The organism is Agromyces mediolanus (assembly GCF_044917495.1).
Classification (GTDB): domain Bacteria; phylum Actinomycetota; class Actinomycetes; order Actinomycetales; family Microbacteriaceae; genus Agromyces; species Agromyces mediolanus_B.
The window spans coordinates 152,176-165,233 of record NZ_JAVSSI010000007.1; the positions used below are offsets into that span (position 1 = coordinate 152,176).

The window sequence follows — 13,058 nt, forward strand, 5'->3', positions numbered from 1 at the left end:
CGGCTGCACCGGCGGGGGCCGGTCGGCTGGGCGCCGGCTGAGCCGGCCAATTCTTTGACGTTGGAGTCAAAGAATTCACCGAGTCTCGCAAACGCGTCGGCTAGTGTCAAGGTCATGGCCCGACCCCGCGATCAGCGCGCCCGCCGCGAAGCGCTCATCGAGGCGACGTATGCCGCCGGGCGCATGCACGGGCTGCGGTCGCTCTCGCTCACCGATGTGGCGGCGCAGGCCGGTCTCACCCGGGGCGCCATCCTGTACTACTACGAAGACCTCGACGCTCTCCTCGTCGAGGCGCACGCCGCCGGGGTCGAGCGCTTCTGCGACGCCCGCGACACCGCCGTGGCGGCGCTCGACGACCCGCGCGAGCAGCTCTCGGCGGCCATCGCGGGCGGCCTGCCGAGCGGTCCCGACGACGCGCTGATGAGCCTGCTCTACGAGTTCGACGTGCTCGCGGGCAACTCCGAACTCCACGACGAGCTCGTGCAGAAGCTCTACCTCCGCCAGCTCGCCACGTACCGGGGCGTCCTCGCCGCGGGGCGCGCGAGCGGCGCCTTCACCCCGCGGCTCGACGACGAGCAGCTCGCCATGACCTTCGTCGCGCTGGAGGACGCGTACGGCCTGCACATCGTCGGCGGCAACGCGCTCATGTCGGTCGAGACGGCGGAGACGGCCATGCGCGCCGTCGCGGCCGACCTCGGCTGCCCGCCGCGGTAGTCGCCGACTGGTTCCCCGAGCCCGTCGAGGGGACGACTGGACCCCCGAGCCCGTCGAGGGGCGCTTCGACGGGCTCGGCGAACCGGCAGCCTCAATCCTCCGTCCGCACGTCCACGATCGCGGGCAGCCGCCGGGTCATGACGTGCTCGACCGCAGCGGCCAGCACGGTATCGAGCTCGCCCGCCTCCTCGACGCGCCATCCGGCCTCGATCCCCATCGAGGCCGCGAGCGCGACGAAGTCGACCGCGGGGTCGTCGATGCGCGTGCCGATGCCGGCATGCTCGGTCGAGCGCCCGCGCAGCTCCGCGATCTTGACGGCGTGCATGAAGGAGTTGCCCCACATCCGGTTGTTCTCGACGACGATGAGGAGGGGCACTCGGTGCCGGGCCGCCGTCCAGAGCGCGCCGGGCGTCATCATCGCATCGCCGTCGGACTGGATGTCGATCACCAGCCGGTCGCTGCCGCGGTGCGCGAGCGCCGCGCCGATCGAGGCGCCGAGCCCGTAGCCGAGTCCGGCGCCGCCGCTCGAGCCGAGGTAGCGGTCGACGCGGTCGATGTCCCAGATGCGGTGCACCCAGTTGTGCAGGCTGCCGTTCGCGAGCACCCGCTCGTGGTCGCGGGTGGCGGCGTCGAGCCGCGCGGCGAGGAGCGCCGGCGTGAGCCGCTCGGACCCGGCCGCCGTCGCCGCCCACTCCCCCCGCTGCCGGGACGAGTGCGCCGCGAGGCGCTCGCCGCGCAGCCCGGCCCGCTGCCGTGCGGCGGGCTGCTCCCCGGCGAGGCGGCGCACCGCGGCGAGGAGCGGCGGCAGCAGCGCCGACACCTGCGCGGGCACGAGCAGCTCGGCGGCCTGCACGCGCTGCAGATCGGCGGCCCAGGCCTTCGGCGCGAGTCCCGACGTCGTCACCTGCAGCACCGTCGTCCCGGCGTCGAGCCCGGGGACGACGTCGACGTCGCGCACCTCGAGGGCGAGCACGACGTCGGGAGACTGCGGCAGCGGCATCCCGGTGAGGTTCAGCGGATGCCGCGTCGGCATGCACAGCTCGGTGCGGTTGTAGTCGCGCTGCACCTCGACGACCGCGGCCCCGAGCAGCTCGGCGAGCTCGACGAGCTGCTCGAGCGCGGACTGCGTCCGGTCCACGGACTCCACGGCGATGAGGGGCGACTCCGCGGCGAGGAGCCGGCTCGCGATGGCCTCGACCGCCGCCGCCGAGGGGGCGATCGGCTCGGCCGCGGGGTAGCGCCCGGCGTCGAGCACGCGGAACCCCTCCGGCACCGGGTTCTCCTGGATCTCCGAGTCGATCGTGAGGTAGACCGGCCCCTGCGGTGCGGCGACGGCGAGCTGCTTCCCGCGCACGATCGCCTCCATGGCGGCGGGCAGCGACGCGGGCTGATCGTCCCACTTGGTGTAGTCCCGCACCTGGGTGGCCTGGATGTTCGCCGTGTGGATCCAGTCGATCCACGGCCGTCGGAGCGCGGCATCCACCGGTCCGGTGCCGCCGAGCAGGAGGAGCGGCACACGGTCGCACCAGGCGTTGTAGATCGCCATCGTCGCGTGCTGGAGTCCGACGATGTCGTGCAGGGCCGCCGCGGCGGGCCGGCCCGTCGCCTTCGCGTAGCCGTGGGCGACCGCGACGGAGATCTCCTCGTGCAGGCACTCGATGATCTCGGGGGCGTCCGGCCGGCCGTTCACGAGGGAGTCGTGGATGCCGCGGAACGTCGCGCCCGGCGCGAAGGGGAGCAGATCGATCCCGAGGTCGACGAGCAGCTCGACGATCGCGTCCGAGCCGAACTGCGCCCGGTCCGGCGCCGCGCCCGGCTGCGCCCGGTCCGCCGCGCTCACGCCGCCACCACGTTGATCGCCCGGAGCTGCGTGTAGCTCAGCAGCTCGTCCACAGACTCCTCCCGGCCGATGCCGGAGAGCTTCCAGCCGCCGAACGGCACGCCGGGGAAGTGGGTCGAGGTGTCGTTCACCCAGACGTAGCCGGCTTCGAGGGCGCGCGAGACGCGAAGCGCGCGGTCGAGGTCCCGGGTCCAGACGCTGCCGGTCAGGCCGTACTCGACGTCGTTCGCGATGCGCAGCGCCTCCTCCTCGTCGCGGAAGCGCAGGAGGCTGACGACGGGCCCGAACACCTCCTCCCGCGCCACCTCGGAGTCCGGGGCGACCCCGCCGAGCACCGTGGGTTGCACGAAGCAGCCGTCGCCCGGCCCGCGCCCTCCGCCGCTCAGCACCTCGGCGCCCGCGGCGACGGCGCGCTCGATGAAGCCGAGCGCCCGCTCCTGCTGCCGGCGGGACACCATCGGGCCGATCTGCACGCCCTCGTCCCACGGCCGCCCGATCCGCAGCGCGTCGACCGCGCGAACGAAGCGCTCGGTGAACTCCTCGGCCAGCGACTCGTGCACGAGCACGCGCGAGGTCGAACCGCACGACTGCCCGGCGAAGGCGAAGTTCATGCCCTTCACGGCGGCCGGCACCGCGCGGTCGAGGTCGGCGTCGGGGAAGACCAGCATCGCGTTCTTCCCGCCGAGCTCGAGGGAGACGTGCTTGATCCCGGCGTCGGCTCCGGAGCGCTGGATCGCCCGGCCGACCTGGTGGCTGCCGGTGAACGCGATGCGGGAGACGGCGGGATGCCGCACCAGCGCCTCGCCCGTCTCCGGCCCGCCGTGCACCACGGAGAAGACGCCGGGCGGGAGGATGCCGTCGGCGAGCTCCCCCATGCGGAGCGCGGAGAGCGGCGTGAGCTCGGACGGCTTCAGGACGACCGCGTTGCCGGCGACGAGCGGGGCGGCGAGCTTCGACGAGGCGAACATGAAGGGGTGGTTGAAGGGGATGATCCGCGCCACCACCCCGAACGGCTCGGGGAAGGTCAGGTGCAGGTTGCCGGCGCTCGCCGGGATCGTGTGGCCGACGAGCGAGTGAGCGAGGTCGGCGAACATCCGCATCCGCTCCACCCCCGTCGCGGCGTCGATCCGCATCATCCAGAGCGGCAGGCCGGCGTCGATCGTGTCGAGCCAGGCGAGCTCCTCGGCGTGGCGCTCGAGGACGTCGGCGAAGGCGCGCACCGCGGCGGCCCGCTCGCGCGGGGTCGTGCGGCCCCAGGCGGCCGCGCCCGCGGCCGCCCGCTCGACGGCCTCGCGCACGTCCTCGGCGTCGGCCGTCGCCGGCGCCGCGAGCACCGTGTCGTTCGTCGGGTCGGTGATCGGGAGCGTCGGCCCGCGACCGGTCCGCAGCTCGTCGCCGATGCGCTGCCGCCACGGCCTCGCGCCGATCTCCTCGATGCGCCGCCGCGCCTCCGCGTCAGGCTCCGTCGTCATGTGGATCGTCTCCTCTCCGTCGCGGGCCGGGCGGCCGCGAGCGTCGTCGTTCGCCCGGCGGCGTCGCCGGGCCTGGTCTGGTCGAAGCGGCGCGGCGCACGCCGCGCGAGATCGCGGGTACGCTGCCCGCCCCGGCGAGCCCGAGCACGCCGACGACCGCGATCGCGCCGCCGAGCGGGACCGCGACGGTCAGCGCGCCGAGCAGGGCCGGGGCGACGAGCTTGCCGAGATTGCGGATCGAGCCCGTCGCGCCGAGGAACGCCGAGCGGGCGGCGGGCGGCGCCGCGAGGCTCGCCGAGACGTTGTTCAGCACGCCGAGCATGCCGTCGCCGAGCCCCGAGACGACGACGAGCGCGACGAGCAGCGCGCCGCCGAGAGCGCCCGCGACTCCGGTCACCGGGACGAGGGCGATCGGCAGGGCGGCGAGTACGAGGGCGGCGAAGGTCAGGGCGCCGACGCTCCATCGGCGGAGCAGCGCCGGCACGAAGACGGCGACCGAGGCGGCGACGAAGGCCGAGGCGCCGATCATGACGGCGATCTCGAGCGGCGACAGGCCGAACGCGTCCGCCGCGAGCAGGGGGACGTAGCTGAGGATCGTGAACTTCACGAAGAAGCGGACGAAGCCCGGCACCTGCACCGCTGCGCCGAAGGGGGTGCCGAGGGCGCCGAGGGCGGCGCCGACGAAGCCGCCGCGCGGGGTGCGATCCGCCTCCGCGGGCCCGGCGACCGGCGGAGGCGCGGGGCGCGCGGCGGGCAGCGCCCACCAGCACAGCACGGCGACCGGCAGCGCGACGGCCTGGAGGGCGAAGACCCACTGCCAGCTCGCGAAGAGGAGCACGGTCCCCGAGACGAGCGGGAAGACCACTTCGCCGGCGGCCATCGCCACGAGCCGGGTGCGCTGGGCCCGGGCGAGCTCGACCGAGTCGACCGAGTGCGACACGGCGGCGATGCTGAGCGAGAGCACGACGCCGAACGCCGCGCCCTGCACGAACCGCACCGCGACGAGCGCGGGCAGCGCGTCGACGAGGAACACCGCGGGCCCGCACGCGGCGAACACGAGGAGCGCTCCGGCGATGACGGGACGCTCGCCGTAGCGGTCGCCGAACGCGGAGACGGGGAACGCGACGAGCGCCGCGGCGAGGACGTACGCGATCGTGACGAACGAGATCTCGGCGGCGGTGATCCCGAGGTCGGCCTGCAGCGCCGGCAACGCCGGCGCCACGCCCTGCACCCCGGTGAGGCTCACCGTCGCCGCCGCGGTGACGGCGATCTCGAGGCGTCGCATCGCTCTCCTCTTCTCTCTCGTCGTTCGCTGAGCTCGTCGAAGCGAGGCGTCCGCTTCGACGGGCTCAGCGAACCATCCGTGTCGTGTCCGCTTCGACGGGCTCAGCGAACCATCCATCCCGAACGCGGGCGACGGGCGCGGGGCCATCCCTCCCCGCGCCCGCCCGCGCCCGTCAGCCCTGGATGACGCCGTTCGCCAGTTCGACGGCGCGGTCGAGGGTCTCGCGGTCGACGAGCTCCGCGGCGTCGAGCGGTTCGCTCAGCACGCCCGAGGCGGTCGCGACCTCGACCATGAACTCCATGCTGTCCTCGCTGAGTCCGCCGTCCTCGGTCCAGAAGGGGTACTCCTGGATGAGGTCGAAGAGCACCCGCAGGGCGTCCTCCTCCGGCGGGTCCTCGACGTAGGTGTTCACCGCTTCGACGAAGAGGTCGAAGTCGGACTTCAGCTGGTGCATCGCGACGAGGGTCGTGGCGCAGTACTTGGCGGCCAGCTCGCGGTTCTCCTCGAGCCATCCGGCCTCCGCGGCCTGCACCTCCTTCACGAAGGTGTCGACGTCCTCGTAGAGCGTCGCGATGCGCACCGGGTCGGTGACCTCCCCCTCGGCCTGCTCGTACTGGTCCTCGTGGATCACGGTGGAGTCGACCTCGCCCGCCGCCCACGCGGCGGTGCGCAGGCTGGAGCTCTCGATGATCTGCTGGTTCGGGATCTCCTGGATGCTGCGGGTCTCGCCGCTGCCCATGAGCAGCGCGTTCAGGATGATCGCGCCGGCGCCGCCCGGGCTGTCGATGCCCACCCTGGTCGACTCGTCGAAGAGCTGGTCGATCTCCGTGACGCCGTTCGCCCCGGTGAGCACGAAGTCGTCCATGCTCACGTACGGGCAGAAGATCTTGAAGTCCTCCCCCTGCTGGCGGGCGGCGAGGATCGAGGAGATCGACGAGCCGAGCACGTTCGCCCGGCCGCCGAGCACGGTCTGCGCGGCGGTCGTGTGCGAGTCGAAGATGGTGACGTTGTCGTCGACGCTGAGCTCGAGTCCGAACTCGCCGCCGTTGGTGTCGACGCCGTAGACGAGCGGCACGAGCGAGGCCTGGGGGTTCGCGCTCAACGCGATCTGAACGGTCTGCGGTTCGGCGTCGCTGCCGCTCCCGCCGGACGCGCAGGACGAGAGGGCGAGCACGGCGACGGTGCCGAGCGCGAGGGCAGTGGTGGTGCGCCGCCTGAGGCGGGGTGATGCTGACATGCCATTCCTCCTTGTGGTGCTGGTGAACCTGGTGGGGGATGCCGCCGGCGGCGCCGACGGCCTGGGATGCGGTCGCCTCAGTGCTGCAGGTGACGGGTCGCCCGGCGCTCCACGAGCGTGGCGATGCGCATGAGCGCGAGGCCGAGCAGCATGACGAAGATGATCGCGGCGAGCAGCTTCGGGATATCGAAGAGCGAGCCGGCGAAGAGGATGACCTCGCCGAGGTTCGCCGCCGACAGCAGGAGCTCGGCCGTCACCGCCCCGCGGATGGCGCGGCCGACGCCGATGCGCAGGCCGACGACGACGAGCGGCAGCGCCGCGGGCAGGATGACTCCGGAGTAGAGCTTCGTGCCGCCCGCGCCGTACGCCCGGCCCATCTCGATGAGCGGCACCGGGGTCGAGCGCACGCCCGAGATCGTGCTCACCATAATCTCGAACAGGCACCAGAGCGCGGTGAGCGTGACCCGCCCGTTCAGATCGAGCCCGGTGTAGATGCCGATGACGGGGATGAACAGCGAGACGGGTGTCGCGTAGGCGGCGTGCACGAGCGGCTCGAACACGTTGCGGGCGAAGCGCGACGATCCGATCCAGAGCCCCATCGGCACGCCGATCGCGACGGCGATCGCGTAGCCGAGCACCATCGTGAGCAGCGTGCCCGCCGCGGCGACGAGGAACTCGCCGGAGACGATGCCCTCCCAGAACGCCTCGGCGACGTCGAAGAACGGCGGGATGGCGAAGGAGTCGCCCTGGGTGCCGTACCACTGCCAGGCGCCCAGCACCCCGAGGAGCAGGGTGATGCGGACGGTCCAGCCCCACACCTTCCAGGGCGGGAGCGGCGCGCGCACGGCGCGGCCGACGACGGGCGAGGCGGCGGTCGAGAGCTGCGCGGTCATCAGCGGGCCCCCGAGACGGCCTGCTCGACGTCGCCCGCCCATGGCGTGAGCTTCCGCTGCCCGTAGAGCAGCAGGGCGGTGAGGAACGCGCCGATGAGGACGACGGCCGCGGCGGCGGCGAAGAACTGCCCGAGCTCGCGCGCGTAGCCGAGGCTCAGCAGCTTCCGGCCCGTGCCGATCGACACCCAGAGCTCGGCGACCACCATGCCCTGCACGGCCTGGCCGAGGCCGAGCCGGAGGCCGGTGATCACGAACGGCAGCGTGCCCGGGAGCGTGATGCTCCAGAGCCTGCGCACCGGTCCGACGCCGAAGGAGGTGCCCATCTCGGTCACGCCGCGGTCGATCGACCGCACGCCGGCGGCCGGCGTGATGATCAGATAGAAGACGGCGAAGAGGAAGACGACCGCGACGCGGAACTCGAACCCGGTGCCGAACAGCAGGATGATGAAGGGCAGCAGCGCGGCGAGCGACGTCACGAAGAACGCGTTGACGAACGGTCCGATGACGAAGTCGACGAACTTGAATTGACCCATGAGCAGCCCGAGCGGGATGCCGACGACCGCCGCGAGGGCGAAGCCGATGAGCATCTGCTGGAAGCTCGCGAGCACGGTCAGGTAGGTGCCGTCGGCGAAGGATTCGACGGCGCCGGCCAGCACCTCGGGGATCGTGGGGAAGAAGAACGGCCCCACGTTCATGGCGAACAGCTGCCAGGCGACGAGGATGCCGCCCCACACGAGCGTGCGCTGGAACCAGGCCCGGTGCCGGAGCGGGAGGCGGGCCTGCCGCCCGCGGACGTACTGCACGCTCACGCCGGTCGTCGCCGTCGCGGGCACCGCGTCAAGCGACATCGGCGTTCATCCCTGCCTGGAGCGCGTGCCAGAGGCGCGTCTTCAACCGGCCGAACTCGGCCGTGCCGCGGAGCTCGTAGTCGCGCGGGCGGTCGAAGGGGATGTCGACCACGTCGACGACGCGGCCGGGGCGGCTCCCCATGACCACCACGCGGTCGGCGAGGTAGACCGCCTCCTCCATGTCGTGCGTAATGAGGATCGTCGTCTTCTGCTCCGTGCGCCAGAGCCGTTCGAGGTCCTCCTGCAGCACGACCCGGGTCTGCGCGTCGAGGGCACCGAACGGCTCGTCGAGGAGCAGCATGCTGGGCCGGACGGCGTAGGCGCGGGCGATCCCGACGCGCTGCTGCATGCCGCCGGAGAGCTGGCCCGGGTAGTGGTTCTCGAACCCGCCGAGTCCGACGAGCTCGAGCACGTCGCGCACGATGCCGTCGCGCTGGCCCCGGTCGACGTGCAGGCATTCGAGCGCGAACTGGATGTTCTTCCCGACGGTGCGCCAGGGCAGCAGGTTCGGCTGCTGGAAGACGACGCCGCGGTCGGGCCCCGGCCCCGTCACCTCCTGGCCGCGGAGCAGGACCTGCCCCGAGCTCGGGAAGTCGAGGCCGTCGATGAGACGCAGGAGCGTCGACTTGCCGCAGCCGCTCGCGCCGATGATGGCGACGAACTCGCCGTCCTCGACCTCGAGGTCGACGCCGGCGAGGGCATGGGTCGAGGTCTGGGTCCGGTTCGTGCGGACGGTGAACGTCTTCGAGACGTCCCGGATCGAGAGGATGCCGGTCATCGCCGTCCCCTCGGGTCCGCCTGCTGATCGCGCCGCTGCCGCCCCGCGAGCGAGCCGACGTCGTTGTTGGTTCGTTCGTGCTGAGTCTCCATGCCGGACACGATAGGGAGTCTCAGCTTTTTAATCAAGGATTCTGGATACGGGATCCCTCAAGACTCTTCCGTCGAGCGGGCGGCATCATGCAGACTGAACGCGGAAACGGAGGCCCAGGTGAACGAACTGCCGTCGACGAGCCCGCTGGCCGCACTCGGCGAGCCCGCGTCGAACGAGTACGAGCTGCCGGATCGCACGTCCTCGAGCCTGCAGGCGACGGCCGAGCGGATGGCGAGCCGTTACCGCTCCGTGGGCGACACTGTGGTCGAGGTACTCCGCGCCGGCATCCTCGACGGCACGCTCGCCCCGGGCCAGAAGCTCCGCCAGGCGACCGTCGCCGAGATCCTCGGGGTCTCTCGCGTGCCGGTGCGTGCCGCGCTCATCCAGCTCGAGGCCGAGGGCCTGGTCGAGGCCGACGGACGCCGCGGCGCGCACGTGAAGTCATTGACTCCGCGGCAGGCTCGCGAACTCTACGACGTCCGCGCGGTGCTCGAGGCGGAGGCGCTCCGCCAGGCGATGGCCGAGATGACCCCCGAGCGGCTCGACCGGCTCCGCGAGCTCGCGCGCATCGCCGACGACGAAAACCACGGCGCCGGCTTCGTGGCCGCGCGGGCCGCCTTCTACGGCGAGCTCTACGACGCCGAGGAGCGCGCCGTGCTCTGGGACACGATCGAACGGCTGCGGCTCAAAGTCGGCCGCTTCGTCCTCGGCTGGCAGCTGCACGACGCGCCCGAGCACGAGCGCACGCACACCGCACTGGTCGAGGCCGTCGCGACGGGCGACGTCGAGCGGGCGACCGCGGTGCTGCGCGGGCACCTGGCGGGCATCCGCGACGCCGTCGTCGCCAGGCTCGAAGCGGACGTGCCCGACTAGGGAACCGGTTCCCCGAGCCCGTCGAGGGGCGCTTCGACAAGCTCAGCGAACCAGGCTCAGCGAACCACGACGCTAGACGTCGAGGCGGATGCTGCCGCGGAACCGGTCGGACGGGTCGGGCTCGGCCGAGGGGTCGCCCTGCTCGTCGGCGAAGGCGATGCCCTTGTCTCCGTCGGGCGTCGGCGCGGGCGTCGGCAGGCGGTTCTGCTTGTCCATCTCGAGCTGCGCCTCGTACTTGCGCGGCGCGAAGACCTCGTCGCCGATCATCAGCACGGCGTTTCCGGAGGGCTTGCCGCGCTTCGTCTTGTCGGAGAGGTCGATCCAGCCGCGGCGCACGAGGAACGACGCCACCGCCACCACGACGACGGCGATCAGCGCCCAGGCCCACCACTCCATCCGGGCGATTGTAGCGTCCGACGCTGAGCGTTCCTCGCGGCATCCACCCTGCCCCGCCTCGCCCGACCCCGCCCCGCCCCGCCTCGCCCCGCCCCGAAGGCAACCCCGAGGTCGCACGAACGGCGGCTTCCGGGCCTGCCACCGCGCGCTTCGTGCGACTTCACATCGTGGAGTCGCGCGAATGGATGCCTCGGGCCGCTCGTCTGCACCGTGTGCGCGACTTCGCGGTGAGCGCCAGTGAACGACCTGCCGACTACGGGACCCGGTTGAGCCACTCCGGCGTCGCGAACTTCGCGGCGACGAGCTCCTCGGCCTCGGCGAGCTCGTCGGGCGCGACCGTGCCGGCCTGCGCGCCGTACAGCGAGACGAAGGTCTGCTTCAGCCGATCGATGATCTCGGCGCGACTGAGGCCCGTCTGCGAGCGGAGCGGGTCGACGCGCTTCGCGGCGGAGGCGATGCCCTTGTCGCTGATCTTCTCCCGGCCGATGCGGAGCACCTCGAGCATCTTCTCGTTGTCGAGGTCGTACGCCATGGTCACGTGGTGCAGCACGCCGCCGTTGCCGAGCCGCTTCTGCGCGGCGCCGCCGATCTTGCCGGCGGGGCTCGCGATGTCGTTCAACGGCTGGTACGTCGCCTCGATGCCGAGCGAGCGCAGCCCCTGCAGCACCCAGTCGTCGAGGAAGGCGTAGGAGTCGGCGAAGCTCATGCCCTGCACGAGCTCGGCGGGCACGTACAGGGAGTAGGTGACGACGTTGCCTTTCTCCATCATCATCGCGCCGCCGCCGGAGATGCGGCGCACCACCTCGAAGCCGTGCTTCGCGGCGCCCTCGGGGTCGACCTCGTTCTTCACCGACTGGAACGAGCCGATCACGACGGCCGACTCGTCCCACTCCCAGAAGCGCAGCGTGGGCTTGCGCCGCCCGTCGCCGACGCGGCCGGCGAGCACCTCGTCGAGGGCGAGGTGCAGGCGGGGCGGAACGGCCGGGTCGTGCACGACCTCCCACTCGTAGTCGGCCCAGCTGCGCGCCTCGGTCAGTGCGCGGCGCACGACGACCGCGATCGCCTCGGGCGAGAATCCGAGCAGCACCGCGTCAGGTCGGAGCCCGTCGGCGACGGCCTTCGCGATCGTCTTCGCATCGGATGCCGCGGGCAGGCCGTCGAGCGCCCGGTCGATGTCGCCGAGCGCCTCGTCGGGTTCGAGGAAGAAGTCGCCGGCGACCCGCGGGCTGCGGATCAGTCCGTCGACGACGTCGAAGTCGACGATGACGAGCTTGCCGCCGGGGACCTTGTACTCACCGTGCATGACCCAAGCCTACGGATGCCGGGGCATCCGCGCGCAGCGCCCGCACCGCCGTCCACCGCCAGCCGAAGGCGACCGCGGCGGCGGAGACGAGCGCGGCCGGGACCACGAGGAGCGACGGGCCGTTGCCCATCGCCCCGGTGGCGTTCCACGAGGCGACGACCCCGATCGCCAATCCGAGCGTCGCGAACGCCGCGAGGTGCAGCCCGAGGGCGCGGACGCGCTGCATCGCCCAGCCGAGCAGCCAGGCGAGAACGCCGCCGCCGAGCAGCGCGCCGAGCGTCCACGGGGTCTGGAACAGGAAGGCGTAGAACGCCGAGACGAGGCCGAGGCCGATCGACTGGGCGACGGAATCGGGCGTGGCCGGGGCGACGATGCTCCCGATGGTCCCCACGAGCGCGAAGACCACGGGGTACGCCAGCTGGAACGCGAGCCAGGCCATGCCGGCGCCGCGCGCGAACTCGCCGAAGGTGAACGCCATCGGCCGCTCCGGGGTGCGCAACGTCCGGCCGTACCGCGCGGCGAGCAGTTCGGCCTGCGTCCCGGCCGGGGCGGCGGCCACGCACTCGGCATCCACGGACGGGGCCGGCCGGTCGCGCTCCGGCCCGGTCATGCGCGCACCCCCGCGACGAGGTCGACCAGCTCACGCAGGGGTCGGCGCAGCAGCGGCAGCCGGGCGAGCGGCAGCGCCAGGCCGAGCAGCCGGAGTCCGCCGTCGAGCAGGCGCAGCGTGCGTTCGCGGCCGGGCGAGCGGTCGTACGCCCAGAACAGCGCCAGCAGCAGATACCCGAGCCAGAAGACCTCGGGGAGCCCGCGCGCGAGGTCGTCAGGGAGGGAGTGGCGCGCCCCCGAGACGGCGTCGCGGAAGAGGCCGACGGCGAGCTCCCGCGCCTCGGCGGAGTCCTCGGCGAGCGGGTTCAGCGGCGAGCGCGGCGAGATCGCGGCGGTGAGGAATCCGGGCGCGAACCCGTGGAACGGCTCGAGCGTCGCGAGCCCGGTGCGGTACACGACGCCGAGCCGCTCGACGAGCTCGTCGCTGCCGGCGAGCAGTTCGGTGGCGGCGGCGCGGTGCTCGCGCTGGACCTCCGCGTAGAGCTCCTGCACCAGGTGGTTCTTCGTCGGGAAGTAGTAGTACGCGTTGCCGAGCGAGACGGCGGCCTCCTCGGCGATCAGGCGCAGCGTCGTGTCGTCGTAACCGCGCTCGCGGAAGGAGGCGAGCGCGGTGTCGCGGATGAGCGCGCGGGTGCGCTCGGCCTTGCTCCCGAGCTTCCGTCCCAGCGGCGTCGCCGCATCCTGCCGCTCACCGTTCCCATTTTCGAACATGTTCAA

At 72.5% G+C, this 13,058-nt stretch carries 13 protein-coding genes; 2 read left to right on the forward strand and 11 right to left on the reverse strand.

What is annotated here, in order from left to right; all coding sequences use genetic code 11:
• Positions 1 to 114: 114 nt before the first annotated feature.
• Complete coding sequence (locus tag ROT00_RS11935) at positions 115 to 714, forward strand: TetR/AcrR family transcriptional regulator (RefSeq protein ID WP_404775118.1); 600 nt, start codon at positions 115 to 117, stop codon at positions 712 to 714.
• 91 nt (positions 715 to 805) lie between these two features.
• Here ROT00_RS11935 and ROT00_RS11940 read toward each other — a convergent pair whose 3' ends face one another.
• The 7 genes from ROT00_RS11940 to ROT00_RS11970 form a co-directional block, all read right to left on the reverse strand.
• Entirely contained in the window at positions 806 to 2,554 is a 1,749-nt protein-coding gene (locus tag ROT00_RS11940; RefSeq protein WP_404775119.1) for a thiamine pyrophosphate-binding protein, read from the reverse strand.
• On the reverse strand, positions 2,551 to 4,026 hold the full coding sequence (locus tag ROT00_RS11945; protein WP_404775120.1) for an aldehyde dehydrogenase family protein: 1,476 nt from the start codon (positions 4,024 to 4,026) through the stop codon (positions 2,551 to 2,553). The genes ROT00_RS11940 and ROT00_RS11945 overlap by 4 nt, the downstream gene beginning before the upstream one ends.
• A complete protein-coding gene (locus ROT00_RS11950) occupies positions 4,010 to 5,311 on the reverse strand; it encodes an MFS transporter (RefSeq protein WP_404775121.1) in 1,302 nt (433 codons plus the stop codon). The genes ROT00_RS11945 and ROT00_RS11950 overlap by 17 nt, the downstream gene beginning before the upstream one ends.
• Positions 5,312 to 5,483: 172 nt before the next feature.
• Entirely contained in the window at positions 5,484 to 6,548 is a 1,065-nt protein-coding gene (locus ROT00_RS11955; protein WP_404775123.1) for an ABC transporter substrate-binding protein, read from the reverse strand.
• A 77-nt stretch (positions 6,549 to 6,625) separates the two neighbouring features.
• Positions 6,626 to 7,441, reverse strand: coding sequence for an ABC transporter permease (locus tag ROT00_RS11960; RefSeq protein ID WP_404775124.1), 816 nt, complete (start codon positions 7,439 to 7,441; stop codon positions 6,626 to 6,628).
• The gene (locus ROT00_RS11965; protein WP_404775125.1) at positions 7,441 to 8,289 is read right to left on the reverse strand and encodes an ABC transporter permease; all 849 of its coding nucleotides are present in this window, start codon (positions 8,287 to 8,289) and stop codon (positions 7,441 to 7,443) included. The genes ROT00_RS11960 and ROT00_RS11965 overlap by 1 nt, the downstream gene beginning before the upstream one ends.
• Complete coding sequence (locus ROT00_RS11970; protein ID WP_404775127.1) at positions 8,279 to 9,067, reverse strand: ABC transporter ATP-binding protein; 789 nt, start codon at positions 9,065 to 9,067, stop codon at positions 8,279 to 8,281. The genes ROT00_RS11965 and ROT00_RS11970 overlap by 11 nt, the downstream gene beginning before the upstream one ends.
• A 210-nt stretch (positions 9,068 to 9,277) precedes the next feature.
• Between ROT00_RS11970 and ROT00_RS11975 the strand changes: the two genes are divergently transcribed.
• Positions 9,278 to 10,033: a GntR family transcriptional regulator gene (locus ROT00_RS11975; protein ID WP_404775128.1), complete on the forward strand. Its 756-nt coding sequence runs from the start codon at positions 9,278 to 9,280 to the stop codon at positions 10,031 to 10,033.
• 72 nt (positions 10,034 to 10,105) lie between these two features.
• Here ROT00_RS11975 and ROT00_RS11980 read toward each other — a convergent pair whose 3' ends face one another.
• The 4 genes from ROT00_RS11980 to ROT00_RS11995 all read right to left on the reverse strand — a co-directional run bounded on the left by ROT00_RS11980 (position 10,106) and on the right by ROT00_RS11995 (position 13,052).
• Positions 10,106 to 10,429: a hypothetical protein gene (locus ROT00_RS11980; protein ID WP_404775130.1), complete on the reverse strand. Its 324-nt coding sequence runs from the start codon at positions 10,427 to 10,429 to the stop codon at positions 10,106 to 10,108.
• Positions 10,430 to 10,682: 253 nt separating this feature from the next.
• Positions 10,683 to 11,732 (reverse strand): lipoate-protein ligase LplAB, encoded by a 1,050-nt coding sequence (locus tag ROT00_RS11985; protein WP_404775131.1) that lies wholly within the window; start codon positions 11,730 to 11,732, stop codon positions 10,683 to 10,685.
• Entirely contained in the window at positions 11,722 to 12,342 is a 621-nt protein-coding gene (locus tag ROT00_RS11990; RefSeq protein WP_404775133.1) for a hypothetical protein, read from the reverse strand. Before ROT00_RS11990 ends, ROT00_RS11985 begins: the two co-directional genes overlap by 11 nt.
• Positions 12,339 to 13,052, reverse strand: a complete 714-nt coding sequence (locus ROT00_RS11995; RefSeq protein WP_404775134.1) for a TetR/AcrR family transcriptional regulator — start codon at positions 13,050 to 13,052, stop codon at positions 12,339 to 12,341. The genes ROT00_RS11990 and ROT00_RS11995 overlap by 4 nt, the downstream gene beginning before the upstream one ends.
• Positions 13,053 to 13,058: the final 6 nt, after the last annotated feature.

Excerpts from the sequence above, each read along its gene's own strand:
- ROT00_RS11935 (WP_404775118.1), top strand. The coding sequence starts at position 115 with ATGGCCCGACCCCGCGATCAGCGCGCCCGCCGCGAAGCGCTCATCGAG.
- ROT00_RS11945 (WP_404775120.1), bottom strand. The coding sequence starts at position 4,026 with ATGACGACGGAGCCTGACGCGGAGGCGCGGCGGCGCATCGAGGAGATC.
- ROT00_RS11950 (WP_404775121.1), bottom strand. The coding sequence starts at position 5,311 with ATGCGACGCCTCGAGATCGCCGTCACCGCGGCGGCGACGGTGAGCCTC.
- ROT00_RS11955 (WP_404775123.1), bottom strand. The coding sequence starts at position 6,548 with ATGTCAGCATCACCCCGCCTCAGGCGGCGCACCACCACTGCCCTCGCG.
- ROT00_RS11960 (WP_404775124.1), bottom strand. The coding sequence starts at position 7,441 with ATGACCGCGCAGCTCTCGACCGCCGCCTCGCCCGTCGTCGGCCGCGCC.
- ROT00_RS11965 (WP_404775125.1), bottom strand. The coding sequence starts at position 8,289 with ATGTCGCTTGACGCGGTGCCCGCGACGGCGACGACCGGCGTGAGCGTG.
- ROT00_RS11970 (WP_404775127.1), bottom strand. The coding sequence starts at position 9,067 with ATGACCGGCATCCTCTCGATCCGGGACGTCTCGAAGACGTTCACCGTC.
- ROT00_RS11980 (WP_404775130.1), bottom strand. The coding sequence starts at position 10,429 with ATGGAGTGGTGGGCCTGGGCGCTGATCGCCGTCGTCGTGGTGGCGGTG.
- ROT00_RS11985 (WP_404775131.1), bottom strand. The coding sequence starts at position 11,732 with ATGCACGGTGAGTACAAGGTCCCCGGCGGCAAGCTCGTCATCGTCGAC.
- ROT00_RS11990 (WP_404775133.1), bottom strand. The coding sequence starts at position 12,342 with ATGACCGGGCCGGAGCGCGACCGGCCGGCCCCGTCCGTGGATGCCGAG.
- ROT00_RS11995 (WP_404775134.1), bottom strand. The coding sequence starts at position 13,052 with ATGTTCGAAAATGGGAACGGTGAGCGGCAGGATGCGGCGACGCCGCTG.